19 protein-coding genes and 2 tRNA genes are annotated in these 26,578 nt (G+C 59.8%); 13 read left to right on the top strand and 8 right to left on the bottom strand.

Annotated elements, in window-relative coordinates:
• The first annotated feature begins 113 nt into the window (after positions 1 to 113).
• Entirely contained in the window at positions 114 to 2,048 is a 1,935-nt protein-coding gene (locus ACYZTS_RS04895; RefSeq protein ID WP_461994430.1) for a methyl-accepting chemotaxis protein, read from the top strand.
• A gap of 79 nt (positions 2,049 to 2,127) precedes the next feature.
• Here the strand turns inward: ACYZTS_RS04895 and ACYZTS_RS04890 are convergent, their stop codons facing one another.
• The 4 genes from ACYZTS_RS04890 to ACYZTS_RS04875 all read right to left on the bottom strand — a co-directional run bounded on the left by ACYZTS_RS04890 (position 2,128) and on the right by ACYZTS_RS04875 (position 5,378).
• Positions 2,128 to 3,693: an ABC transporter permease gene (locus tag ACYZTS_RS04890; RefSeq protein WP_461994428.1), complete on the bottom strand. Its 1,566-nt coding sequence runs from the start codon at positions 3,691 to 3,693 to the stop codon at positions 2,128 to 2,130.
• Complete coding sequence (locus tag ACYZTS_RS04885; protein WP_461994426.1) at positions 3,693 to 4,703, bottom strand: iron ABC transporter substrate-binding protein; 1,011 nt, start codon at positions 4,701 to 4,703, stop codon at positions 3,693 to 3,695. The genes ACYZTS_RS04890 and ACYZTS_RS04885 overlap by 1 nt, the downstream gene beginning before the upstream one ends.
• Positions 4,704 to 5,038: 335 nt before the next feature.
• Positions 5,039 to 5,125, bottom strand: a tRNA-Leu gene (locus ACYZTS_RS04880).
• A 166-nt stretch (positions 5,126 to 5,291) separates the two neighbouring features.
• Positions 5,292 to 5,378, bottom strand: a tRNA-Leu gene (locus ACYZTS_RS04875).
• Between the two features lie 224 nt (positions 5,379 to 5,602).
• Here ACYZTS_RS04875 and rnr point away from each other — a divergent pair.
• The 11 genes from rnr (at position 5,603) to ACYZTS_RS04820 (ending at position 22,548) form a co-directional block, all read left to right on the top strand.
• Positions 5,603 to 8,233, top strand: a complete 2,631-nt coding sequence (gene rnr / locus ACYZTS_RS04870) for a ribonuclease R (protein ID WP_461994424.1) — start codon at positions 5,603 to 5,605, stop codon at positions 8,231 to 8,233.
• Positions 8,230 to 8,994 (top strand): 23S rRNA (guanosine(2251)-2'-O)-methyltransferase RlmB, encoded by a 765-nt coding sequence (gene rlmB, locus ACYZTS_RS04865; RefSeq protein WP_461994422.1) that lies wholly within the window; start codon positions 8,230 to 8,232, stop codon positions 8,992 to 8,994. The genes rnr and rlmB overlap by 4 nt, the downstream gene beginning before the upstream one ends.
• A gap of 313 nt (positions 8,995 to 9,307) precedes the next feature.
• Positions 9,308 to 9,730, top strand: a complete 423-nt coding sequence (rpsF, locus tag ACYZTS_RS04860) for a 30S ribosomal protein S6 (RefSeq protein WP_003217491.1) — start codon at positions 9,308 to 9,310, stop codon at positions 9,728 to 9,730.
• Between the two features lie 28 nt (positions 9,731 to 9,758).
• The gene (gene rpsR / locus ACYZTS_RS04855; RefSeq protein WP_002551829.1) at positions 9,759 to 9,989 is read left to right on the top strand and encodes a 30S ribosomal protein S18; all 231 of its coding nucleotides are present in this window, start codon (positions 9,759 to 9,761) and stop codon (positions 9,987 to 9,989) included.
• Between the two features lie 36 nt (positions 9,990 to 10,025).
• Positions 10,026 to 10,919, top strand: coding sequence for a YybS family protein (locus ACYZTS_RS04850; protein WP_028622014.1), 894 nt, complete (start codon positions 10,026 to 10,028; stop codon positions 10,917 to 10,919).
• Positions 10,920 to 10,938: 19 nt separating this feature from the next.
• Complete coding sequence (gene rplI, locus ACYZTS_RS04845; protein WP_003197251.1) at positions 10,939 to 11,385, top strand: 50S ribosomal protein L9; 447 nt, start codon at positions 10,939 to 10,941, stop codon at positions 11,383 to 11,385.
• 122 nt (positions 11,386 to 11,507) lie between these two features.
• Positions 11,508 to 12,902: a replicative DNA helicase gene (gene dnaB / locus ACYZTS_RS04840; RefSeq protein ID WP_028622015.1), complete on the top strand. Its 1,395-nt coding sequence runs from the start codon at positions 11,508 to 11,510 to the stop codon at positions 12,900 to 12,902.
• Between the two features lie 183 nt (positions 12,903 to 13,085).
• Positions 13,086 to 15,389, top strand: a complete 2,304-nt coding sequence (locus ACYZTS_RS04835) for a YgiQ family radical SAM protein (RefSeq protein ID WP_461994419.1) — start codon at positions 13,086 to 13,088, stop codon at positions 15,387 to 15,389.
• Between the two features lie 428 nt (positions 15,390 to 15,817).
• Positions 15,818 to 19,084 carry a transglutaminase family protein gene (locus tag ACYZTS_RS04830; protein WP_461994417.1) on the top strand — a complete coding sequence of 1,089 codons (3,267 nt, stop codon included), beginning with the start codon at positions 15,818 to 15,820 and terminating at the stop codon, positions 19,082 to 19,084.
• 87 nt (positions 19,085 to 19,171) lie between these two features.
• Positions 19,172 to 21,658 carry a circularly permuted type 2 ATP-grasp protein gene (locus ACYZTS_RS04825; RefSeq protein ID WP_461994415.1) on the top strand — a complete coding sequence of 829 codons (2,487 nt, stop codon included), beginning with the start codon at positions 19,172 to 19,174 and terminating at the stop codon, positions 21,656 to 21,658.
• Entirely contained in the window at positions 21,658 to 22,548 is an 891-nt protein-coding gene (locus tag ACYZTS_RS04820) for a transglutaminase family protein (protein WP_028622020.1), read from the top strand. Before ACYZTS_RS04825 ends, ACYZTS_RS04820 begins: the two co-directional genes overlap by 1 nt.
• A gap of 221 nt (positions 22,549 to 22,769) precedes the next feature.
• On the opposite strand, the gene ACYZTS_RS04815 is transcribed toward ACYZTS_RS04820, so the two are convergent.
• Together ACYZTS_RS04815 and ACYZTS_RS04810 are read right to left on the bottom strand one after the other, a co-directional pair.
• The gene (locus ACYZTS_RS04815; RefSeq protein WP_028622021.1) at positions 22,770 to 22,958 is read right to left on the bottom strand and encodes a hypothetical protein; all 189 of its coding nucleotides are present in this window, start codon (positions 22,956 to 22,958) and stop codon (positions 22,770 to 22,772) included.
• A gap of 68 nt (positions 22,959 to 23,026) precedes the next feature.
• Entirely contained in the window at positions 23,027 to 23,614 is a 588-nt protein-coding gene (locus ACYZTS_RS04810; RefSeq protein WP_028622022.1) for an LOG family protein, read from the bottom strand.
• Positions 23,615 to 23,955: 341 nt separating this feature from the next.
• On the opposite strand from ACYZTS_RS04810, the gene azu reads away from it, so the two are divergent.
• Complete coding sequence (gene azu / locus ACYZTS_RS04805; protein ID WP_028622023.1) at positions 23,956 to 24,402, top strand: azurin; 447 nt, start codon at positions 23,956 to 23,958, stop codon at positions 24,400 to 24,402.
• A gap of 79 nt (positions 24,403 to 24,481) precedes the next feature.
• Here azu and nadE read toward each other — a convergent pair whose 3' ends face one another.
• Together nadE and pncB are read right to left on the bottom strand one after the other, a co-directional pair.
• Entirely contained in the window at positions 24,482 to 25,309 is an 828-nt protein-coding gene (nadE, locus tag ACYZTS_RS04800) for an ammonia-dependent NAD(+) synthetase (protein WP_461994412.1), read from the bottom strand.
• 4 nt (positions 25,310 to 25,313) lie between these two features.
• A complete protein-coding gene (gene pncB / locus ACYZTS_RS04795) occupies positions 25,314 to 26,540 on the bottom strand; it encodes a nicotinate phosphoribosyltransferase (RefSeq protein ID WP_028622025.1) in 1,227 nt (408 codons plus the stop codon).
• Positions 26,541 to 26,578: the final 38 nt, after the last annotated feature.

Genomic DNA, 26,578 nt, shown 5'->3' with positions numbered 1-26,578 from the left:
GCCCTTTGTCGTATCTGCCCTCGGGACGGCATGACCTTTGCTGTGATGTTGGAATAAAAGCATCGCTACCAGCGTGCCATCAATTTAATGGCGCCAAAGCCGAGGGATTCCACGTGTCAGCCGTTCTCTCATTGTTACAAAGCCGTTTGTTGCGGCCCGTCTTCGTTACGCTTGGTATCGCTCTTTTGGTGCAGGTGCTGGTAGCGGTCGCTCTGACCCGGAGCACGGTGACTGCACTGGAAGCCGATCTGGCTGTGCAACTCGGTGCCGATAGTCAAAAGCTGTCCGGCGAACTTGAGCAGGCGGGGCGCGAAGTCACCTCGAGCCTGGACGCACTCTCGACCAGTACCCGGCAGCGCCTCACGGCCGGTTTGTCTTCGCGTCTGGAGGACGAACAGGCTCAACTGCGTGCGACGCTGGAAAAAGGCCTGAAGGATTCCGCCAACGATATGGCGCAGCTGCTGGCCTCGGTCGCGCCCCGCGCCATGTGGGACAGCGACGTGCCCACCCTGTCCGAATTTGCCCGCCGGGCGCAGCGCAATCCCAACGTGTTATTCGTGGTTTACGACGACGCTACCGGCCAGCATCTGACCCGTTACCTGAACCGGGAAAACCCGATCAACAAGGCGCTCCTGGAAAAGGGCCAGGGCGAACGAGCGCTGGACAAAGTGCTCGATGCAGCCAAAAACGATCCCTCGGTTTATTACCTCGAAGCGTCGATCAATCCTAACGGTGTAGAGATCGGCAAAGTGTTGATGGGCGTTTCCACCGCTTCCGTGGAAGCCGATCTGACGGCGCTGGACAAGCGCTTCTCGGCATTGATCGCCAGCAGTGATCAGCTGGTCGGGGACAGCCTCAAGGGGGCTGCCGCTGACAGCGCCACCGCGATGCGTGCGCGTCTGACCTCAGCGCAAGCCACAGCCTCCGAAATGCAGGCGAATACCAACGACACCGTTCAGGAAGCGGCAATGACCTTGCGCTGGCGTATCGGCATGGGCCTGGCGCTGGTCGGCTTGGGCGTGCTGCTGTTGCTGGCCGTTGTGCTCGGCCGTCGCGTGGTCAATCGCCTGAAAATGCTGATCGCGGCGATGGATGATCTGGCTGCAGGCGAGGGCGACCTGACCAAGCGTGTGCAGATCAACAGCAAGGATGAAATCGGCGACATGGCGTCGGCGGTCAATCGCTTTGTGGATAAGTTGCAACCGATCGTGCGTGAGGCGGGCGATGTGGCTCAGCGTACCGGCGTTGAAATCGGCGCCATGACCTTGCGCAACGCCGGAGCCGATGCGGCGGCCGGCATGCAGCGCGACGAGGTGGCGGAAAGTCTGCGCGCCCTGTCGCAGATGGCAGACGAGGCGCAGTCCGAGAGTCACGCCATGCAGGCGGCTTTGCAGCAGGTCGTGGACATTCGCTCGGCGACTGATGAAAACACCCGGACGTCGGCGAAGGTCGGCAGCCTCATCGAAGCGCTGGCCGGGCAGGTCGATACCGGCGCGCAAGTGATTGAGCGACTGGCGCAGCAGAGTGAACAGATTGAAGTGGTGTTGACGGTGATTCACGGTATCGCCGAGCAGACCAACCTGCTGGCCCTGAACGCGGCCATCGAAGCTGCACGCGCCGGCGAGACTGGCCGTGGATTCGCGGTGGTGGCGGATGAAGTGCGGGCGTTGGCGAGCAAGACGCAAAGCTCCACCGGCGACATCCAGGCGCACATTGTCGCCTTGCAGCAAGGCGCGCGTGAGGCCGTGGCAGCGATCGGTCAGGCCGGGCGCCAGGCGAATGAAGGTTTGCTGGTGTTGCGTGACAGTGCGCGATTGCAGCAATCGGTGCAGGCGTCGGTCGAGCAGGTGCATGCCGCGATTGGTCTGGCGACGCAGGCAGCCGCGCATCAGGCGCAAGGCGCGCAGGCGGTTCGTGGTCGGGTCGAGACCATTCATGCGCAGGCGGAAAAGGCAGCTAAGGCGGTGGTGGAAACCACAGCCAGCGGCAAGGTACTGGATGGATTGGCGGCGCAGTTGAAGGCGAGTCTGGGGCAGTTCAGGGCTTAAGATCAAAAGATCGCAGCCTTCGGCAGCTCCTACGCATATTTCCGTGTAGGAGCTGCCGCAGGCTGCGATCTTTGCTTCATCAGCCGCTCAGATACATCCGCGTCGTCAGCAGATATACCGGTAACCCCGACACCAGAATCAACAACGCCGCATAAGGCGCCGCTGCCGCAAACTCAACATTCGCGGTATGCGCCCACACCTCTGTCGCCAGCGTATTCAGCCCGGTCGGACTCAGCAGCAGTGTCGCCGTCAGTTCCTTCATCGCATCCAGAAACACCAGCGCAAAGGCCGCGCCCAATGCCGGGAAAATGATCGGTAACGTCACCCGACAAAATGCCGTGAAGGACGACGCCCCCAGCGTGCGCGCTGCTTCTTCAAGTTGCGGCGCTGCCTTGTTCAGTGCCGTGCGGATCGGTGCCTGGGCCAGGGGTAAAAACAGTAGTGCATAGGCGATCAGCAACAAGGCGGAGGTCTGGTACAGCACCGGCACGTAGTGCAGGGCGAAATACACCAGTGTCAGCGCAATGACCAGCCCGGGCAGCGCATGCAGCAGGTACGGCAGTCGTTCGGCCCAGATCGCCAGTTGACCTTTGTGGCGCACCACCAGTAATCCGACCGGAACCGCGAGCGCCAGACACAGCGCCGCGCCCCCTAGCGACAAGGCCAGCGACGACAGCAATGCCTCGCTGATCTCCGCCACCGGGAACGCGGCGGAGGAACCCACCGCCAGCCAGTACGCCAGCATCCCCAGCGGAACGCCGCTGCCGACGATGGCAAGCATCAGACAATAAAGCTGACCGACCGCCCCCCAGTGCCCCAGCTGCACCTGCGCCGCACGTCGTGCCGCGCCTTGACCGGTGCGCACATGCCGACCCTTGCCGCGAACCCGCAGCTCAAACCACAGCAGCATCAGGCACAGCGCGAGCAGCACCGCCGAGAGCATCGCCGCGTTGGCGTTGCTGAATTCCAGTTCGAACTGCTGATAAATCGCCGTGGTGAACGTCTGCAGGCCAATGATCGATAGCGCGCCGAACTCCACCAGCATGTGCAGCGCAATCAGCAGTGAGCCTGCCAGCAACGACGGCCAGAGCAGCGGCAAGGTCACGCGGAAAAACACGCCCCAGCGATTCTGCCCCAGGGTGCGTGCCGATTCTTCCAGCGAGGGATCAAGATTGCGTAAGGTCGCCGCGATTGGCAGAAAGATCAGCGGGTACTTGGACAGGGTCATCACCAGAATCGCTCCACCCAGGCCCTCAAAGCTCGCGCTCAGGGACACCCAAGTGAAACTGCTGACAAACGCCGGTACCGCAAACGGCAAGCACAGAATCACGCCCCAGACCCGCCGCCCCGGTAAATTGCTGCGCTCCAGCAACCAGGCCAGCGACAGGCCGATCACGCCACAGGCGACGGTCACGCCGATCATCAGCGCCAGGGTGTTGCGCAATAGACCGAATACATACGGTCGCCACAGCAAATGCACCGCCTCAGCCCAGCCCGCTTGCCAGGTTTTCAATCCGACGTAAGCGAGCGGCAACAGGCTCAGAACAACCAGCAGCAGAACCGGCAGCAGCAACCAGATCGAAGGGCGTTTTCGCCGTGGCACGTAACCCCCGCGTGAGGCGGGGGCGGATAACGATGCGCTCATCAGTTCAGGCCAACGTCACGTTCCAGGTCGAGGGCTTCTTCGGCATTGCCGAGGTCGGCAGGTGTGACTTTCGGCGCTTCGAGTTCGCTGAACGGCTTGAGCCCGCGATCCGATTCCATGCCTTTGTGCAGCGGGTATTCGGCGGTGGTCTGGGTGATCACGCGCTGACCTTCTTCGCTGGCCATGTAGGCAAGGAATTGCTGGGCTTCTTTGGGATGCTTGCTGGATTTCAGCACGGCAGCGCTGGAGACAGTGATCAGCCCGCCAACGTCACCGCCGGTGAAGTAATGCAGTTTCGAGTCGAGCTGACCTTTTTCACGCTGCAGGGCGAACCAGTAGTAATTATTCACCAGCACGGTGGCGACTTCGCCGTTTTCCACAGCCTTGAGAGCGACCATGTTATTGCTGTAGGTCTTGCCGAATGCGCGCAGGCCAGTCAGCCATTCTTCAGCGGCATCCATACCGTGCACTTTGATGATCGCCACTGCTTGTTCCTGGAACGCGCCGCTGGTGGGCACGAAGCCGACCTTGCCTTGCCATTTGGGGTCGGAGAATTCCATCACCGATTTCGGCAGGTCTTTCTCGTCGATCAGCTTTGGATTGAACGCAACCACGCGAACACGCGCGGTGATACCGATCCAGGTGCCATTGCCGGCGACGTAGTCTTTGGGCAGCACGGAGAGGGTGTCAGCATCGGTCCGGGCGAGCAGGCCTTGTTCGCCGAGCTTGTTCAGCGGCGGCGATTCTTCGGTGTAAATGACGTCGGCGGGGGAGCGATCGCCTTCTTCGACGACCTGGCTGGCGAGCTGATTGCTGCTGCCTTTGCGCACATTGACGTGAATGCCTGTTTTGGCTTCGAAAGCCTTGGCAACCGCGTCGCCGACTTCCTTGTGTTGGCCGTTGTAGAGTGTCAGGGAAACCGGATCAGCCGCATGTGTGAGGGGAGTGGCGATGGCCAGGCCGAGCAGGGTAATGGTCAGGCCACGGCGCAGGGTATTTCGAAACATCATTCGCATGGTTCCTCACTGTCGCATTGTAAAACTTTGAAACAATGATAAACGATATTGTTTCTCAAGTGCGTTTTGCGGGCAGTCGCCTATTGGGAGGAGGGTGATCGACTGTGGGGAGGGGATTTATCCCCGTTGGGCTGCGAAGCGGCCCTCAGAATCAATGTTTGGCGTGTGCGTATCTTGCGACTGCTGCGCAGTCGGACTGGGATAAATCCCCTCGCCACAACAAGAGCCGCCAGGCTCGGTAGGGTATTGGACTTCTAAATACCCAGAAACGCAAAAACCCGCTTTCGCGGGTTTCTGTGAAACTCAAGATCGAAACCTTGAATTTGAATTGGTGCCCAGAAGAAGACTCGAACTTCCACGACCTTGCGGTCACCAGCACCTGAAGCTGGCGTGTCTACCAATTTCACCATCTGGGCATAATCTTCAGCGTTACCGCTGTTGATGTGGCGCACTATACGGAGCGCGTTTTGATCTGTAAACCCCTGATTTGGTTTTAATAAATCAGCCTTGCAGAATGCAAAAAACCCGCTTTCGCGGGTTTTTGTACAAGCGTTGAAATTGTTCTAATCTCAAGCTCGAAATTGGTGCCCAGAAGAAGACTCGAACTTCCACGACCTTGCGGTCACCAGCACCTGAAGCTGGCGTGTCTACCAATTTCACCATCTGGGCAGTATCAATTACGTCTCCGTCGTTGATGGCGCGCACTATACGGAGCGTCTTTTTAACTGTAAACCCCCGTCGCGCAAAAAACCTTGTAAATTTTACCAGCGGTCTGGAAATCAGCTTTCAGGTGGTGATAAAAGGCTTTAGACGGGCGCTCACAGCCTGAAATTTCCCGTTTCATTACGCCTATGCCAAACTAACCCACATATAGACAAGGTGAAAACTCTCTAATGGCCGATTGGCAGTCCCTCGATCCCGAGGCCGCTCGTGAAGCGGAAAAATATGATAACCCTATTCCTAGCCGCGAACTGATCCTTCAGCACCTTGCTGATCGGGGTTCGCCTGCTAACCGCGAGCAACTGGTCGAAGAGTTTGGTCTGACCACAGAAGACCAGATCGAGGCCCTGCGCCGCCGCCTGCGCGCCATGGAGCGCGACGCTCAACTCATCTATACCCGTCGTGGTACGTATGCGCCGGTGGACAAGCTCGACCTGATCCTCGGTCGCATCAGCGGTCACCGTGATGGCTTCGGCTTCCTGGTGCCGGACGACGGCAGCGACGATCTGTTCATGAGCCCGGCGCAGATGCGTCTGGTGTTCGACGGCGACCGTGCCTTGGCCCGCGTTTCCGGTCTGGACCGTCGCGGTCGCCGCGAAGGCATGATCGTCGAAGTGGTTTCCCGCGCTCACGAGACTATCGTGGGTCGTTATTTCGAAGAGGGCGGTATCGGTTTCGTGGTTGCGGACAATCCGAAGATCCAGCAGGAAGTGCTGGTCACGCCGGGTCGCAATGCCAGCGCCAAGATCGGTCAGTTCGTCGAAGTGAAGATCACTCACTGGCCGACTCCGCGCTTCCAGCCGCAAGGCGACGTGGTTGAAGTTGTGGGCAACTACATGGCGCCGGGCATGGAAATCGATGTCGCCCTTCGCGCCTACGATATTCCTCACGTCTGGCCTGAGGCGGTCCTCAAAGAAGCTGCCAAGCTCAAGCCGGAAGTCGAAGAAAAAGACAAAGAGAAGCGCATCGACTTGCGTCATCTGCCTTTCGTGACCATCGACGGTGAAGACGCGCGCGACTTCGATGACGCCGTCTACTGCGAGGCCAAGCCGGGCAAGCTGCGTCTGTTCTCTGGTGGCTGGAAGTTGTACGTGGCGATTGCCGACGTCTCCAGCTACGTGAAGATCGGTTCTGCGCTGGACAACGAATCCCAGGTTCGCGGCAACTCGGTGTACTTCCCCGAGCGCGTGATCCCGATGTTGCCGGAGCAGCTCTCCAACGGCTTGTGCTCGTTAAATCCGCATGTCGATCGATTGGCGATGGTGTGCGAGATGACCATCTCGAAAACCGGCGAGATGACGGATTACTGCTTCTACGAAGCGGTGATTCACTCCCACGCTCGTCTGACCTACAACAAGGTCAGCGCGATGCTGGAGACGCCGAAACTCACCGAGGCGCGTCAGCTTCGCGGCGAGTACAACGACGTTCTGCCGCACCTCAAGCAGCTTTACGCACTGTACAAAGTGTTGTTGGGCGCTCGTCACGTGCGTGGTGCGATCGATTTCGAAACGCAGGAAACCCGGATCATCTTCGGCACCGAGCGCAAGATCGCCGAAATCCGTCCGACTGTTCGTAACGATGCGCACAAACTTATTGAGGAATGCATGCTGGCGGCCAACGTGGCCACTGCTGAATTCCTGAAAAAGCACGAAATTCCGGCGTTGTATCGTGTCCACAACGGCCCACCGCCGGAGCGTCTGGAAAAACTGCGCGCCTTCCTCGGCGAGCTCGGTCTGTCCCTGCACAAAGGCAAGGACGGCCCGTCGCCGAAGGATTACCAGGCACTGCTGGCCAGCATCAAGGACCGTCCGGATTTCCATCTGATCCAGACCGTCATGCTGCGCTCGTTGAGTCAGGCGGTGTACAGCGCTGACAATCAGGGCCACTTCGGCCTGAATTACGAAGCCTATACCCACTTCACTTCGCCGATCCGTCGCTATCCGGACTTGCTCACGCACCGGGCGATCCGCAGCGTGATCCATTCGAAACAGGATACGCCGCACGTTCGCCGTGCCGGTGCGATGACCATTCCGAAGGCGCGTATCTATCCGTACGACGAAGCGGCGCTGGAGCAACTCGGCGAGCAGTGCTCGATGAGCGAACGTCGTGCTGACGAAGCGACCCGTGACGTCGTCAACTGGCTCAAGTGCGAGTTCATGAAAGACCGCGTGGGCGAGTCGTTCCCGGGCGTGATCACTGCCGTGACCGGGTTTGGCCTGTTCGTCGAGCTGACCGACATCTACGTCGAAGGCCTGGTGCACGTCACTGCGCTGCCGGGTGATTACTACCACTTCGACCCTGTGCATCACCGCCTCGCCGGTGAGCGTACCGGTCGCAGCTTCCGCCTTGGCGACACCGTTGAAGTGCGCGTGATGCGCGTCGACCTCGACGAGCGCAAGATCGACTTCGAGATGGCTGAAAAAACCATCAGCGCGCCGATTGGCCGCAAGAAGCGCGGCACTGAAAAAACCGAGCCTGCCGGCAAATCCGCCGGTAAGACTGCAGCAGAACCGGCCCCGGCAAAAACCGGTCGTCGGCCAGCAAAGGAGAAGGCGGTAGAGGCCTATCGCCCAAGCGATGCGGCAGCCAAAAACGCCGAGCTGCGCAAGAGCCGTGAATTGAAACAGGCTTTATTGTCTGAAGCGAAAAGCGGTGGTAAAGCGGCGTCTGAGGGAAAGACCGGACGGTCGGCGCCTGACAAGGCTCCCGGCAGCAAGCCAGGCAAACACCGTAAAGGCCCGCCAAAAGCGGGTTCGGCTCCAGCCAAGAGCGGCGGGGCGCGTAAACCTAAGGCCAAATCATGAGTCTGGAAAAAATCTACGGCGTGCATGCGGTAGAAGCGTTGCTGCGTCACCACCCGAAACGCGTCAAGCAGATCTGGCTGGCCGAAGGTCGCAGTGATCCGCGCGTTCAGACGTTGATCGAGCTGGCAAGCCAGAACCGTGTGGCCGTTGGCAATGCCGAACGTCGTGAACTCGACGCGTGGGTTGAGGGCGTGCACCAAGGCGTGGTTGCGGACGTGAGTCCAAGCCAGGTCTGGGGCGAAGCGATGCTCGACGAGCTGCTCGATCGCACCGAAGGCGCACCCCTGCTGCTGGTGCTCGACGGCGTGACCGATCCGCATAACCTGGGCGCTTGCCTGCGCTCGGCCGATGCCGCCGGTGCGCTGGCGGTGATCGTGCCGAAGGACAAATCAGCCACGCTGACCCCGACGGTACGGAAAGTCGCCTGTGGCGCCGCAGAAGTGATTCCATTGGTTGCCGTTACCAACCTGGCGCGGACCCTGGAAAAACTCAAGCAGCGTGGTCTATGGGTTGTCGGCACGGCGGGGGAGGCCGAACAGAGCCTGTACCAGCAAGACATGACCGGGCCGACCATTCTGATCATGGGTGCGGAAGGCAGCGGCATGCGTCGTTTGACTCGCGATCTGTGCGATTACCTGGTGCATTTGCCGATGACGGGCAGCGTCAGCAGTCTGAACGTTTCCGTGGCCACCGGCGTGTGTTTGTTTGAAGCCCAGCGCCAGCGCAGCGTCAAGGCGAGCGGAACCAGCAAGAAGTCTTGAGTCAGTTGTAATTTCTGTGGGAGCGAGCCTGCTCGCGAAAGCGGAGCAACATTCAATATCAATGTTGAGTGTCATGCCACTTCGCGAGCAGGCTCGCTCCCACAGTGGTTTGTGTCAGGGCAAATAGTGCGCTGTGAATCAACTGTTCAAATAATCACCAATTGCCTTGCGCCTCTCCCGCCCCTTCTCTACAATTGCGCCCCTTGCTGTGACGGCAGGCACGCATGTGTCTATCGCAAGCAAGTCCATTAGTGTCATTCACTCCTTGTCTGACCGCTTTTGAGCGGCAGGCTACAACCCGTAAGGAGCATTCATGCGTCATTACGAAATCATCTTTTTGGTCCACCCGGATCAAAGCGAGCAAGTCGGCGGCATGGTTGAGCGTTACACCAAGCTGATCGAAGAAGACGGCGGCAAAATCCACCGTCTGGAAGATTGGGGCCGTCGTCAACTGGCCTACGCAATCAACAATGTTCACAAGGCTCACTACGTGATGCTGAACGTTGAATGCACTGGCAAGGCCCTGGCCGAGCTGGAAGACAACTTCCGCTACAACGATGCAGTGATCCGTAACCTGGTCATCCGTCGCGAAGAAGCCGTCACCGGCCAATCCGAGATGCTCAAGGCTGAAGAAAACCGCAGTGAGCGCCGTGAGCGTCGCGACCGTCCTGAGCACGAAGGCGCTGAAAGCGCTGATAGTGATGACAGCGACAACAGCGATAACGCTGACGAGTAATCCACGGACCTTTTGAGGAGCCTATTACATGGCACGTTTCTTCCGTCGTCGTAAATTCTGCCGCTTCACCGCTGAAGACGTGAAGGAGATCGATTACAAAGATCTCAACACTCTGAAAGCTTATGTATCCGAGACCGGCAAAATCGTTCCAAGCCGCATCACCGGTACCAAAGCTCGTTATCAGCGTCAGCTGGCCACCGCTATCAAGCGCGCCCGCTTCCTGGCCCTGCTGGCCTACACCGACAGCCACGGCCGCTGAGACCGGGCAGTCGACACGTAGCAAAGGATTGAATGCATGCGAGCCATAGCTGAGTTCATCATGCGCGGCCGCATGCAGGCCACTCTCGTAGTGGCTGGATGCGCGGCATTGCCGTTGTTGTATTGGTTGGGTGCTGCCGCAGGATGCTTCGTGCTCCTGCGGCGCGGATTGAAGGACGCGTCAAGCGTTCTTGTTATGGGACTGCTGCCGGCCTTGGTCTGGTGGCTTTACGCCGATGACCCTCGTTCACTTCTGGTGATGTTGGGGTCTTGGAGCCTTGCGTTGGTTTTGCGCGCAAGTGAGTCCTGGAACCGCGTGCTGCTGGTCAGCATAGCAATGGGAGTGGTGTTTTCGTTGGTGCTGGGGACGGTTTTCGCTCCCCAAATCGAGATGCTGGCGCAGGCTTTGATAAAAGTCATGCCGTCGCTACTCGGTGATGTCTACCAGAAGTTGTCGGTAGATGAGCAAGCGCATTTTGCGTCCTTGATTGCACCGGTCCTGACCGGCCTGATTGCGGCCTTGTTGCAAATCGTCAGTGTGCTGAGCCTGATTGTCGGGCGCTACTGGCAGGCGTTGTTGTACAACCCGGGCGGTTTTGGTCGCGAGTTTCGCGCCATCCGCTTCCCGCTTCTACCAGCGATGTTGCTGCTGGCGTGCATGCTTCTTGGGCCGAACATCGGTCCGCAGATGGCCATGTTGACGCCGTTGTGCAGCGTACCGTTGGTGATCGCCGGGCTGGCCCTGATTCATGGGCTGGTGGCTCAGAAGCGACTGGCCAGGTTCTGGCTGGTTGGGTTGTACGTCACGCTGTTGCTGTTCATGCAGCTGATCTATCCGTTGCTGGTGGTCTTGGCCATCGTCGACAGCCTGATTGATTTTCGCGGTCGTTCGGCACCGAAAGATGCCGATAGCGCGAACGGTGAAGGTTAAAAGTTAAGAGGATTTTCACATGCAACTGATCCTTCTGGAAAAAGTCACCAACCTGGGCAACCTGGGTGACAAAGTAAACGTTAAGGCCGGTTACGGTCGTAACTACCTGCTGCCTTACGGCAAAGCTACCGCTGCGACCGCTGCCAACCTGGCTGCGTTCGAAGAGCGTCGCGCTGAGCTGGAAAAAGCCGCAGCAGATCGCAAGACCTCGGCTGAAAGCCGTGCCGCCCAACTGGCTGAGCTGGAAGTGACTATCACTGCCACCGCTGGCGACGAAGGCAAGCTGTTCGGTTCGATCGGTACTCACGACATCGCTGACGCACTGACCGCCTCTGGCGTTGAAGTCGCGAAAAGCGAAGTTCGTCTGCCGAACGGCACCATCCGCAACGTAGGCGAATTCGACGTAGCCGTGCACTTGCACGCCGAAGTTGAAGCCACTGTACGCGTTGTCGTGGTAGCAGCTTAAGCAGCACTTGTCGGCTGGCACCCTCGGGTGCTTGTCGGTAACATCGGGCACGATCCTGTTTACAGGTCGTGCCCTTTGTCTTTCTGCAGTTCCTGATTTTCACAACCAACATTCAAGTGGCCATGAACGATATCTCCGCTCCCGAGCAATACGATCTGCAAACCGCTGCCCTGAAGGTGCCGCCGCATTCCATCGAGGCCGAACAGGCCGTGCTCGGTGGCTTGATGCTGGACAACAACGCCTGGGAACGCGTGCTGGATCAAGTCTCAGACGGCGATTTCTATCGACATGACCACCGTCTGATTTTCCGGGCGATTGCCAAGCTCGCCGACCAGAACTCACCGATCGACGTGGTGACCCTGGCCGAGCAACTCGACAAGGAAGGTCAGACCTCGCAAGTCGGCGGTCTCGGCTACCTCGGCGAACTGGCGAAGAACACGCCGTCAGTCGCCAACATCAAGGCTTACGCCCAGATCGTTCGTGCCCGGGCAACCCTGCGCCAGTTGATCGGCATCGCCACCGAAATCGCCGACAGTGCCTTCAACCCCGAAGGCCGCAGTGCGGAAGAAATCCTCGACGAAGCCGAGCGACAGATCTTCCAGATCGCCGAGGCCCGGCCTAAAACCGGCGGCCCGGTAAGCGTCAACGACCTGTTGACCAAAGCCATCGACCGCATCGACACCCTGTTCAACACCGACAACGCCATCACCGGGCTGTCCACCGGCTATACCGACCTCGACGGGATGACCAGTGGCCTGCAGCCCTCCGACCTGATCATCGTCGCCGGCCGTCCTTCCATGGGTAAAACCACCTTTGCGATGAACCTGGTGGAAAACGCGGTGTTGCGCAGTGACAAGTGCGTACTGGTTTACTCGCTGGAGATGCCAGGCGAATCGCTGATCATGCGTATGTTGTCTTCCCTTGGGCGTATCGACCAGACCAAGGTCCGTGCCGGTCGACTGGAAGACGACGATTGGCCGCGCCTGACCTCGGCGGTCAACCTGCTCAACGATCGCAAGCTGTTCATTGACGATACGGCGGGTATCAGCCCCTCGGAGATGCGCGCGCGGACCCGGCGTTTGGTGCGTGAGCATGGCGATGTCGGCCTGATCATGATCGACTACCTGCAATTGATGCAGATTCCCGGCTCTGGCGGCGATAACCGCACCAACGAGATTTCCGAGATCTCGCGCTCTCTGAAAGCACTGGCCAAGGAATTCAATTGCCCGGTGGTGGCGTTGTCCCAGCTCAACCGATCGCTTGAGCAACGGCCAAACAAACGTCCGATCAACTCCGACCTTCGGGAATCCGGAGCGATCGAGCAGGATGCTGACGTGATCATGTTTGTGTACCGGGACGAGGTCTATCACCCGGAAACCGAACACAAAGGCATCGCCGAGATCATCATCGGTAAACAGCGGAACGGCCCGATCGGGACGTCCCGACTGGCGTTCATTGGCAAATACACCCGTTTCGAAAACCTCGCGCCGGGCAGTTACAACTTCGACGACGAATAATTCTGTCGTCAGGGCGGGCCTCATCGCGAGCAGGCTCACTCCCACATTGGAATGCGTTCCCCTGTGGGAGCGAGCCTGCTCGCGATTGTGTCGCCATCAATTCCGACCACAGCCGTCGGAATTGGTTAAATTTTGTGCTATATTCCGCGCCCGCGATTTTTCATCTCAACACCGGTCATCGTCATGCAAACAGCCAAGCCGTTATTTGACTATCCCAAGTACTGGGCCGAATGTTTCGGCCCGGCGCCATTCCTGCCAATGTGCAGGGAGGAGATGGATCAGCTTGGCTGGGATTCCTGCGACATCATCATCGTTACCGGTGATGCCTACGTCGACCACCCGTCATTCGGCATGGCGATCATCGGCCGGCTGCTGGAGTCGCAAGGCTTTCGCGTCGGGATCATCGCCCAGCCGAACTGGCAGTCCAAAGACGACTTCATGAAGCTCGGCGAGCCGAACCTGTTTTTCGGCGTCGCGGCCGGCAACATGGATTCGATGATCAACCGCTACACCGCCGACAAGAAAATCCGTTCCGATGACGCCTACACCCCGGGTGGCCTGGCGGGCAAACGTCCGGACCGCGCGAGTCTGGTGTACAGCCAGCGTTGCAAGGAAGCCTACAAGAACGTGCCGATCGTACTCGGTGGCATCGAAGCTTCCCTGCGCCGCATCGCTCACTACGATTACTGGCAGGACCGGGTACGCAACTCGATCCTGATCGACGCCTGCGCCGACATTCTGCTGTACGGCAACGCCGAGCGGGCGATCGTCGAAGTCGCCCAGCGTCTGTCCTACGGGCACAAGATCGAAGACATCACCGACGTGCGCGGCACCGCGTTCATTCGCCGTGATACGCCCAAAGACTGGTACGAAGTCGATTCCACGCGCATCGACCGTCCGGGCAAGGTCGACAAGATCATCAACCCGTACGTGAACACCCAGGACACCCAGGCCTGCGCGATCGAGCAGGAAAAGGGCCCGGTCGAGGATCCGGCTGAAGCCAAAGTCGTGCAGATTCTGGCCAGCCCGAAAATGACCCGAGACAAGACCGTGATTCGTCTGCCGTCGGTTGAGAAAGTCCGTGGCGACGCCGTTCTTTACGCTCACGCCAACCGCGTGCTTCACCTGGAAACCAACCCGGGCAACGCCCGCGCGCTGGTGCAGAAGCATGGCGAAGTCGACGTCTGGTTCAACCCGCCGCCGATTCCGATGACCACTGAAGAAATGGACTACGTGTTCGGCATGCCCTACGCCCGTGTTCCGCACCCGGCGTACGGCAAGGAAAAGATTCCGGCCTACGACATGATCCGTTTCTCGGTGAACATCATGCGTGGCTGCTTTGGCGGCTGCACGTTCTGCTCGATCACCGAGCACGAAGGCCGGATCATCCAGAACCGTTCCGAAGAGTCGATCATTCGCGAAATCGAAGAGATCCGCGACAAGGTGCCGGGCTTTACCGGCGTCATTTCCGACCTCGGCGGCCCGACTGCGAACATGTACCGCATCGCTTGCAAGAGCCCGGAAATCGAATCGGCGTGCCGCAAGCCATCGTGCGTGTTCCCTGGCATCTGCCCGAATCTCAATACCGACCATTCTTCGCTGATCCAGCTGTATCGCAGCGCCCGTGCGTTGCCGGGTGTGAAGAAGATCCTGATCGCTTCCGGTTTGCGTTACGACCTCGCGGTGGAATCGCCGGAATACGTCAAGGAACTGGTGACGCACCACGTCGGTGGTTACCTGAAGATCGCCCCGGAACACACCGAGGAAGGTCCGCTCAACCAGATGATGAAACCGGGCATTGGCAGCTATGACAAGTTCAAGCGCATGTTCGAGAAGTACACCAAGGAAGCCGGCAAAGAGCAGTACCTGATTCCTTACTTCATCGCCGCCCACCCGGGCACCACCGACGAAGACATGATGAACCTGGCCCTGTGGCTCAAGAGCAACGGCTTCCGCGCTGACCAGGTGCAGGCGTTCTACCCCTCGCCGATGGCCACCGCGACCGCGATGTACCATTCCGGCAAGAATCCGCTGCGCAAGGTCACTTACAAGAGTGACGCAGTGACCATCGTCAAGAGCGAAGAGCAGCGTCGTCTGCACAAGGCGTTCTTGCGTTATCACGACCCGAAAGGCTGGCCGATGCTGCGTGAAGCGTTGACTCGCATGGGCCGCGCCGACCTGATCGGGCCGGGCAAGACCCAGTTGATCCCGCTGCATCAGCCGGCGACCGACAGCTACCAGAGCGCCCGTCGCAAGAACTCCACGCCCGTCGGCAGCCACAAGGTAGCCGGTGAGAAGACCACAAAAATTCTGACGCAGCACACTGGCCTGCCGCCACGCGCCAGTGATGGCGGTAATGCGTGGGACAAGCGCGAACAAGCCAAGGCGGCGGCATTTGCCCGCAACCAGCAGGCGGCCAAAGACCGTAAGGACGCGGCGAAAGGCAAGGGGCCAAAGCCTGCACGCAAGCCGGTCGTACCACGTTAAACGCTGACCGCTGATAACAGAACGCCAACCTTCGGGTTGGCGTTCTGCGTTGGGTCAGAGCGCAAAGTGGTGATGAATTCACTGGCCTCTTCGCGAGCAAGCCCGCTCCCACCTTGGAATGCCGCCTCCTGTGGGAGCAAGCCCGCTCCCACCTTGGAATGCCGTCTCCTGTGGGAGCAAGCCCGCTCCCACCTCGGAATGCCCTCTCCTGTGGGAGCGAGCCTGCTCGCGAAGAGGCCATTACCGCCAACGCATAACGTGGACGGTAGACCGTCGCCACATTTGTGTGCGCCTCTTCAACCTGATTTCTAACAGCGCCCGGTTTTGGTGCTGCACCCCCGCCAACCAGTACCGAATGTCCCGCCGCCCCTGCATGGCATAACTCTTGCGCACTCTTGCATACGCTCAAGGCTCGCAGGAGGCACGCCGTGTCGATCCATGTCGCATTGCACCACGTCACGCATTACCGCTACGACCGCGCCGTCGAACTCGGTCCGCAAATCGTGCGCCTGCGGCCCGCCGCTCACAGTCGTACGCGGGTGCTTTCCTACGCGCTGAACGTTACGCCTGAGCAGCATTTCATCAACTGGCAGCAAGACCCCCAAGGCAATTACCTGGCGCGGTTGGTGTTCCCGGAAAAAACCAGTGAGCTGCGCATTGAAGTCGATCTGGTGGCCGAGATGGCGGTCTTTAACCCGTTCGACTTTTTTCTAGAGCCGTACGCAGAGAAAATCCCGTTCGCCTACGCCGCGGACGAACGCAAAGAGCTGGCGCCTTACCTCGAAACCTTGCCCCTCACACCCGCGTTCAAGGCCTATCTGGACAGCATCGACCGCACACCTTTGCCCAGCGTGAATTTTCTGGTCGCGCTCAACCAACGCGTGAGCGATGACATCGGCTACCTGATTCGTATGGAACCGGGCGTGCAGACGCCCGAACACACGCTGGAGCATGCCTGCGGTTCCTGTCGCGACTCGGCGTGGCTGCTGGTGCAACTGCTGCGCAATCTCGGACTGGCGGCACGTTTCGTTTCCGGTTATCTGATTCAACTCACCGCCGACGTCAAAAGCCTGGATGGCCCCTCGGGCACTAAGGTGGATTTCACCGACCTGCATGCCTGGTGCGAAGTCTATTTGCCCGGTGCAGGCTGGATCGGCCTGGACGCGACCTCCGGGCTGTTCGCCGGTGAAGGACACATTCCGTTGGCCTGTAGTCCCGATCCCGGCTCTGCGGCACCGATCACGGGCTTGGTGGAACCGTGCGAGTGCGACTTCACCCACGAAATGTCCGTGGAGCGGATTTGGGAAGCGCCGCGAGTCACAAAACCCTACACCGATGAGCAGTGGCAGGCGATTCAGGCGCTGGGCCGGCAGATCGATGCCGATCTGTTGGAAGGCGATGTGCGCCTGACCATGGGCGGTGAGCCGACGTTCGTTTCCATCGACGATCCCGACGCTGACGAGTGGAACACCGCCGCGCTGGGCGCGGACAAACGCCGGCTGGCCGCCGAACTGTTTCAACGCCTGCGTAAACACTACGCACCCCAAGGCCTGGTGCATTTCGGGCAGGGCAAGTGGTACCCCGGTGAGCAACTGCCGCGTTGGTCGCTCAATTGCTACTGGCGCCGGGACGGGGTGCCGATCTGGCACAACAGTGCGTTGATCGCAGACGAACAGGAAGATTACGGCGCCAACAGCGCATTGGCCGGGCGTTTTCTCACCCGTGTCGCCCAGCGTCTGAAAATTCCGACACGTTTTGTATTCCCGGCCTACGAGGACAATTTCTATTACCTCTGGCGGGAAGGGACGTTGCCGCAGAACGTCAGCGCCGAAGATTCACGTCTGGAAGAGCCGTTGGAGCGCGAGCGTCTGCGTAAAGTCTTCAATCAAGGCCTGGATAAAGTCATCGGGCATGTCTTGCCGCTGGCACGCACGGCCAAGGGAGATCAATGGCAAAGCGGTCGCTGGTACTTGCGTGATGAACACTGCCGACTGGTGCCGGGAGATTCGCCCTTGGGCTATCGCCTGCCGCTGGGCTCTCAGCCGTGGGTGAAAGCGGCGGACTACCCGTTTATCCATCCCACCGATGCAAATCAGGATTTCCCACCGCTGCCCAGCACCGCGCATTCGCAAACGTCTGCTGATGCGGATGAACGCCAACCGAACATCGATGAATCTGCCGACTGGCTGACCCGCACCGCGTTCTGTGCCGAAGCCAGGGAAGGGCGGCTGTACCTGTTCATGCCGCCGCTGGAGCGGGTTGAAGATTATCTGGAACTGGTCGCGGCGATCGAAGCCAGTGCCGAAGAGCTGCATTGCCCGGTGTTGCTCGAAGGCTATGAACCGCCCGGCGATCCGCGCCTGAGCAATTTTCGCGTCACGCCAGACACGGGTGTGATCGAGGTCAACGTGCAGCCATCCGCGACCTGGGACGAGTTGGTCGAGCGCACTGAATTCCTCTACGAAGAAGCCCGCCAGACGCGGCTGACCACCGAGAAATTCATGATCGACGGCCGCCACACGGGCACCGGCGGCGGCAACCATTTCGTACTCGGCGGCGCAACTCCAGCTGACTCACCGTTCCTGCGGCGCCCGGATTTGCTGCGCAGCCTGATCAGTTACTGGCACAACCACCCGTCCTTGTCCTACCTGTTTTCCGGATTATTCATCGGCCCGACGTCTCAGGCGCCGCGCGTGGACGAGGCGCGTAATGATGCCTTGTACGAGCTGGAAATCGCCTTCGCGCAAATGCCTCAGCCGGGCGAGGAATGCGCGCCGTGGCGGGTCGACCGGCTGCTGCGCAACCTGCTGATCGACGTGACCGGCAATACTCATCGCGCCGAGTTCTGCATCGACAAGCTGTACTCGCCAGACGGGCCGACCGGTCGCCTGGGTTTGCTCGAGTTGCGTGCCTTTGAAATGCCCCCACATGCGCAGATGAGCCTGGCTCAGCAGCTGTTGCTGCGAGCGCTGGTTGCGCGATTCTGGCGCGAGCCTTATGCGCCGCCGAAACTGGTGCGCTGGGGCACCGAGTTGCATGACCGGTTCCTGCTGCCGCACTTTATCGAGCAGGATTTCGCCGATGTCATCGTCGATCTCAATTCCGCCGGTTATCCACTGCGGGCCGAGTGGTTTGCCGCGCACCTTGAGTTTCGCTTTCCCAAAGTTGGCGATTACGCGGTCAGCGGCATCGAGCTGGAAGTGCGCCAGGCGCTTGAACCCTGGCATGTGCTCGGGGAAGAGGGCGCGGTCGGCGGCACCGTGCGTTATGTGGATTCGTCGCTGGAGCGCTTGCAGGTCAAGGTCACCGGCCTGCCGCCGCTGCGTTATCTGCTGACGTGCAACGGAATTCCCGTGCCCTTGCAGGCAACCGGTCGAGTCGGTGAATTTGTCGCCGGCGTGCGTTTTCGCGCGTGGCAACCGGCCAACTGCCTGCAACCGACCATCCCGGTGCACGCGCCTTTGGTGTTCGACCTGCTCGACACCTGGATGCAGCGCTCGCTGGGGGGCTGTCAGTACCACGTCACCCATCCGGGTGGGCGCAACTACGACAGCCTGCCGGTTAACGCGAACGAGGCCGAGAGCCGGCGTATGGCGCGTTTTTTCCGTATCGGCCACAGTCCCGGGAAATTTCCCGTACCCCTTGTGGAAATCAACGACGAGCTGCCGATGACGCTCGATCTGCGACGTTTCTAAAACCTGCGCGATGCCCGGAGTTTTCGTCTATCGGGCGTCATGTGCCTGCGTTAGTCTGGCTGTTCCCCGCTGTCTGCCGAGTGTTCCATGCCTGATCTGCTAGACCGCTACCCGCTGACGGCGGGCACTTATCACGAACTGCTCGACGACAGCGGCGCCGTACGCGCGCATTGGCGCCGACTGTTCGATCAGCTGCAACGCAGCACGCCAGCGCAGCTGCTGCAGCGTCAGGCTTTGCTGGGCCGTCAGATTCAGGAAAACGGCGTCACTTATAACGTCTACGCCGACCCCAAGGGGGCGGATCGGCCGTGGGAACTGGACCTGCTGCCGCACGTCATCAGCGCCGACGAGTGGGCGCTACTGTCGGCCGGGATTGCGCAACGGGCGCGGCTGCTGAACGCTGTACTGGCGGATCTTTACGGCCCGCAGCAATTGATCGCCCAAGGCTTGCTGCCGGCGGAGCTGGTGTTCGGGCACAATAATTTTCTTTGGCCCTGTCAGGGAATCTGTCCGCCCGACGAGGTTTTTCTGCACCTCTACGCCGTGGATCTGGCGCGCACGCCCGATGGTCGCTGGTGGGTGACGGCGGACCGTACCCAGGCGCCCTCCGGCGCTGGCTATGCGCTGGAAAACCGCACCATCGTGTCGCGGGCCTTTCCCGAGTTATACCGGGATTTGAAGGTCCAGCATCTGGCAGGGTTCTTCCGCACGCTCCAGGAAACCCTCGCGCGGCAGGCGTCCAGCGACAACGAAGTGCCGCTGGTGGTCTTGCTAACGCCGGGCCGTTTCAACGAAAGCTACTTCGAACACCTTTATCTGGCTCGGCAGCTCGGCTACCCCTTGGTGGAGGGTGGCGACCTCACGGTGCGCGACGCCACGGTCTACCTGAAAACCTTGAGCGGTTTGCGCCGGGTGCACGCAATCATGCGTCGGCTCGACGATGACTTCTGTGACCCCCTCGAACTGCGTACCGATTCGGCGCTCGGCGTGCCCGGCTTGCTGGAAGCCGTCCGACGCGGCCGAGTGCTGGTCGCTAATGCCTTGGGCAGTGGCGTACTGGAGTCGCCGGGATTGCTGGGCTTCCTGCCGAAGATCAATCAATTTCTGTTTGGTGAAGAGCTGCTGCTGCCGTCCGTTGCCACCTGGTGGTGCGGGGAAGCGCCGGTGCTGGCGCAGGCGCTGGAAAGGCTGCCGCAGTTGCTGATCAAGCCAGCGTTCCCCTCGCAAAGTTTCGCACCGGTGCTGGGTCGCGATCTCAGCGAAGCCCAGCGACAGGCGCTTGCCGAACGCATGCAGGCGCGACCCTATGCGTATGTCGCGCAGGAACTCGCGCAGCTGTCCCAGGCACCGATCTGGCAGGCCGAAGCCGCGCAGCTGCAACCCCGGGCCATCGGCATGCGCATGTACGCAGTGGCGAGTAGCGACGGTTATCGAGTATTGGCCGGCGGTTTGACCCGGGTCGCCGCCGATGCGGATGCCGAAGTGGTGTCGATGCAGCGCGGCGGGGCAAGCAAGGACACCTGGGTGCTGGGCGATCAAGCCCCGAGCGGTGAGCAATGGCAGACCCAACGGACAATCGGGGTGCATGATCTGGTGCGGCGCGATCCCTATCTGCCTTCGCGGGTAGTGGAAAACCTGTTCTGGTTCGGCCGCTATTGCGAGCGTTGCGATGACAGCGCGCGGTTGCTGAGAATCATGCTGGCGCGCTATGTCGATGGCGATGACCCGCAAGCGCTGCAAGCGGCGGTGGATCTTGGCGAACGTCTGAACCTGTTGCCCGAGGAGGGCGGCTTGCCGGCGCGCTTGCTCGCGGCGTTGCTGGGTGATGACTGGCCGTTCAGCCTGCGCGACAACCTGCAACGCTTGCAGTGGGCGGCGTCGCAGGTGCGCGGCAAACTGTCCCGGGAGAACTGGCAAGCGCTGGTGGAGTTGCAGCGCGAAGCCCTGGAACTGGAAACACAAGCGCCGGATTTCGGCGAGCTGCTGGATTTTCTCAACCGTTTGGTGATGTCGCTGGCGGCCTTGTCCGGTTTTGCCCTCGACGACATGACCCGGGACGAAGGCTGGCGTTTCCTGATGATCGGCCGGCGAATAGAGCGCCTGCAATTTCTCAGCGCCAGCCTCGCCGGTTTCTTGCGCGGCCCGGGCGCGTTCGATCAGGGCGGGCTGGAGTGGTTACTGGAGTTGGGCAACAGCAGCATCACCTACCGCTCGCGGTATCTGGCGGTAGCGCAGATGATCCCGGTCCTGGACCTGTTGTTGCTCGATGAGCAGAACCCCCACGCCGTGCTGTTCCAGCTGAAACTGGTGACCCGCACGCTCAAGCGTTTGAACGATGACTTTGCCGCGCCGTGCGAGACGGTGCTGCCGGTATTGGTCGAACGCCTCGCGCGCTTCGATCTGGGATGCCTGGGCAATTCACTGTTCGGTGCGGCCAGCGTGGACGCCGCCGTTCAGGGGTTGGCCGATCTGTTGCAAGAGATTGCGGACGCCAGCGGACAGGTGTCGGATCGACTGGCGTTGCGGCATTTCGCCCATGTCGATGATGTCAGCCAGCGCACGGTATCTGTGTGATGGCCGCGAATTACCAGATTTTTCACGACACTCACTATCACTACGACAGTCCGGTGTCCCTAGCCCAGCAACTGGCACATTTGTGGCCACGGCCCTGCGCGTGGCAGAGGTGCAGCGCGTGGCAATTGCAGATCAGCCCGGAGCCGACCGTACGCCGGGATGAACTGGACGTGTTCGGCAATCCGCTCACGCGGCTGGCGTTCGAACGTCCGCATGATGAATTGCTGGTCAATGCCAGTCTTACCGTGGAGGTGCTGCCCCGGCCGGCGCTGGATTTCAATCAGTCCCCCGCCTGGGAAGACACCCGGAACGCGCTGACCTACAGCGGTCAGCCGATGTCACTCCAACTGCTGGAAGCGTGCCGCTACCGATTCGAATCGCCCTATGTGCATTTGAAGCGAAATTTCGTCGAATTTTCCCACAGCTGTTTTTCCGAAAGTCGGCCGCTGCTGCTGGGCGTTCAAGCGTTGATGGAGAAGATTTTCAGCGAGTTCACGTTTGATGCCGAAGCCACACAGGTGGCGACACCACTGGTGGAAGTGCTGGAGCGGCGGCGCGGGGTTTGCCAGGATTTCGCGCATCTGATGCTCGCGTGTGTGCGCTCGCGCGGCTTGGCGGCGCGTTATGTCAGCGGGTATTTGTTGACTCAGCCACCACCCGGCCAGCCGCGGCTGATTGGCGCCGATGCTTCGCATGCCTGGGTCTCGGTGTATTGCCCGGTGCTGGGCTGGGTGGACTTCGATCCGACCAACAATGTGCAACCGGCACTGGAACACATCACCCTGGCCTGGGGCCGGGACTTCTCGGATGTTTCGCCATTGCGGGGGGTCATTCTGGGCGGGGGTCATCATGATCCCGAAGTTCGTGTCACCGTGATGCCACTGGCTTGACGTAGATCCCAGGTGGGAGCGGGCTCGCTCGCGAAAGCGGTTAGACAGTCACATAGCTGTTGGATGTGCCGCCGTTTTCGCGAGCAAGCCCGCTCCCACAAGGTAATGTGCGATTCTTTTGAGAAGGGGTATTTCAGATTGGCCTGTGAGGGTCAGCAAGGAACTGCTGACCCTGGACACAGATCCGGTGGGCCTGATCAGATCATCGGGCCCTGAGGGTCTCAGGCGTCGGGCGCCTGATCTTTCGGTGCTTCAACATCGCTTTCTGCCACTTCGCCTTCTGCATCCGGGTTCAGTGCTGCTGCTTCTTCTTCAGCTGTAGCTTTCTTGCGCTGAAGCTTTTCCTCTTTCTTCTGCTCCTTGGCCAAGTCTCTCTGACGTTTGGCGAAGGAATAATTAGGTTTAGCCATGGGCGATCCTCTGGGGTCGAAGGTGAGGTTGAGCGGCGCATATTCTGCCCTGTATCGGTGCCGAGCCGTTAGCCGGGTTTTTGCTCTGTCCACTTTGGCACCACTGTCGGCTGCCACGCGTCCAGAGCATCGAGCAGTGTTTGCGGTGTTTCGCTCACCTGCAGCATGTCACGGTGCGCTTCTCGAACGAAGCCTTCGCCGACGATATGATCAAGAAAACCGGTCAATTTGCTGTAGAAACCGTTTACTTCCAGCAGTCCCAGCGGTTTGCCGTGGTAACCCAGTTGGCCCCAGGTCCAGACTTCGAACAGTTCTTCCAGGGTCCCAAGGCCACCAGGCAAGGCGATGAACGCATCGCTGAGTTCGGCCATCCGCGCCTTGCGCGCATGCATGCCGTCGACCACTTCCAAGCGAGTCAGGCCGCTGTGGCCGATTTCCTTGTCCTTGAGGCTTTGCGGAATGATCCCGATGACTTCGCCCCCTGCGGCCAGTGCGGCATCGGCGACAACACCCATCAGGCCGACGGCACCGCCGCCGTAAACCAGCGTCAACTTGCGCTCGGCCAAGGCCTGGCCGAGGGCTACCGCTGCCTCGCGATAGGCGGGATCGGAGCCGGTGCTGGCACCGCAAAATACACAAACGGATGTTAGAGACATGCTTTCCTCCGTGGTCAGAATGGCCACAGAGTAAAGTTTCAGGCTCGACACTCCAAGCGCTAGGCGTCGCGCTTTGGCGTTTCGTAAGTGCCACTGGCACCGCAGGCGTAGGCGGCGAGCAAGCTGCATAACAGGCTGTTGATGAACATGTCAGACACTCCGTCCGGGGATAGTGGCTCAATGATAGAGCCGGTCCAGAGGTCTGGCTGGTAGATTGTCTCGATTGGGGTAATAGCCGGAAAGTTGTATACAATTTTTGACTCAAGTCATAGGAACTTGCGAAGTTTTCAGGCAGTCTTCTGTCCATTCGCACGTTATTAACCCTGCCTTGGAGATTCACCATGTTTGCCAAACTCGTTGCGGTATCCCTGTTGACACTGGCCAGCAGCCAACTGATGGCTGCCGAGTGCAAGACCACCGTTGACTCCACCGACCAGATGACCTTCAACACCAAAGCCATCGAAATCGACAAGAGCTGCAAGACCTTCACCGTCGAGCTGACTCACTCCGGCAACTTGCCGAAAAACGTCATGGGTCATAACTGGGTGCTGAGCAAGGAAGCCGACATGCAGCCGATCGCTACCGATGGCCTGGCAGCCGGTATCGACAAGAGCTACCTGAAAGAAGGCGACGCGCGCATCATCGCCCACACCAAAATCATCGGCGCCAAGGAAACCGATTCGGTGACTTTTGATGTGTCGAAGCTGGCTGCTGGTGAGAAATATGGCTTCTTCTGCTCGTTCCCGGGCCACATCTCGATGATGAAAGGTACGGTTACGCTGAAGTAAGCGAATCGGGTGTCATGAAAAAAGCGTCCTGCGATGGACGCTTTTTTTGTGCCTGGCGTCGGACCAGACGACGCCTGACTCAGGGCGCAAACGGCATCACACGCTTGTGATGTGTCTTACGGTACGTATCACAGATGATCTTGAACGCTTCCTCGCGCACCGGCTTGCCGTGCAGAAACGCGTCGATTTCGGCATAGGTGACGCCATGCGCCGCTTCGTCCGGTTTGCCGGGCGACAAGTCTTCGAGGTCGGCGGTCGGGATTTTTTCTACCAGCGATTCCGGGGCGCCAAAGCTGCGTGCAATGGCGCGTACCTGGTTCTTCACCAGCCCGCTCAAAGGGGCCAGGTCACACGCGCCGTCACCGAACTTGGTGTAGAAACCCATCACCGCTTCTGCCGCGTGGTCGGTGCCGATCACCAGGCCCTGACACGCACCGGCGATGGCGTACTGCGCGACCATGCGCATCCGCGCCTTGGTATTGCCGAGGACGAAATCCACCGATACCGCATGCTGTCCTTCGAAAGCCGCAATTTCACCCGCCAGGGCTTTGACCGACGGCCCGATGTTCACCGTGTGGCGCTCATCCGGGCTGATGAAGTTCACTGAATCCTGCGCATCCTGCTCATCAAACTGAACGCCGTAAGGCAGGCGCACGGCGATGAACGTGTAGCTGTCGTCGCCGCTGCGCTCGCGCAATTCACGCACGGCTCTCTGGGCCAACAGGCCAGCGGTGAGCGAATCGACGCCGCCGCTGATGCCGAGCACCAGGGCCTTGAGCCCGGAGTTGATCAGGCAATCCTGAATGAATGTAATGCGTCGGGCGACTTCAGCCTCAAGGGCTGCCTTGTCGGCAAACGGCGGTTGAACCTTGAGCTGCTCGGCAATCTCACGCTGTACGGCTTGCATGAATTCACTCCTTGCTTGTTGGGCTTGAAAGGGCGGCAGGAACTTTGAAAACGTGTCGCAGATAGGCGACAAAATTGGGGTCTTTACAGTGCGTCTTGCCCGGCTCGTCCGAGATCTTGGCGACCGGCTGACCATTGCAGGCGGCCATTTTAAGCACGATGCTCATCGGTTCAACACCCGGGATATCGCACGTCAGGTTCGTGCCGATACCAAAGCTGACATTGATCCGGCCACGCAGTGCCCGAAAGATCTCCAGCGACCTGGGCAGTGTCAGGCTGTCGGAAAACACCAGGGTCTTGCTCATCGGGTCGATGCCGAGCCGGTGATAGTGGGCGATGGCCTTTTCTGCCCAGAGTATCGGATCACCGGAGTCATGGCGCAAACCGTCGAAAAGCTTGGCGAAGTACAGATCGAAATCACTGAGAAATGCATCAGTGGTGATGCAATCGGTCAGCGCGATCCCGAGCAAACCACGGTATTCACGCACCCAGCAATCAAGCGCGGCGATCTGGCTGTCGATCAGGCGTGGGCCGAGTTGCTGGTGCGCCATGATCCACTCGTGGGCCATGGTGCCCAAAGGTTTCATGTCCAGCTCCCGGGACAGGTGCACGTTGCTGGTGCCGACGAAACGTCCGGGAAAATCGTGTTTGAGCACGTTCACCACTTCTTCCTGCACGCGGAAAGAAAAGCGACGACGCGTGCCGAAATCGGCTACCTGCAATTCGGATAATTCATCACTGCTGGCATTGGCGCTCAGCCAGTCGAACTTGCGATAGAGCTGCTCGCGGGCCTGCTCCAGGACGATTTCCCGGTAGCGATAACGATTGCGTACTTCGCTGACGATGGACAGCAGCGGCACTTCGAACAGAATCACATGCAGCCACGGCCCGCGCAGACGGATAAACAGTTCGCCGTTTTCGATGCCGGTGTGCACGTAACGCAGGTTGAAGCGGAACAGCCCGAGAAAGCGCAGAAAATCCGGTTTCATGAAGCTGATGCGCTCCATGAAACTCAGTTGGTCCGGGCTCAGGCTCAACTCCGCCAGGCGCTCGATCTGAAAACGGATTTCCGCCAGATAAGGCCGCAGATCCTCACTGTTACGGCAACGAAACTCCCATTCGACTTCCACGTTCGGGTAGTTGTGCAGCACCGCCTGCATCATCGTCAGTTTGTAAAAGTCGGTGTCGAGCAGGTTCTGCACGATGCGATCGGCAAACACACTCTCGCTCATAGCGGGTTCTCCACTTTGAATCAGGTTAGTGGCGCATA

It is taken from the genome of Pseudomonas sp. TMB3-21 (assembly GCF_054898145.1).
This window is presented reverse-complemented; position numbering and strand designations above follow the sequence as displayed.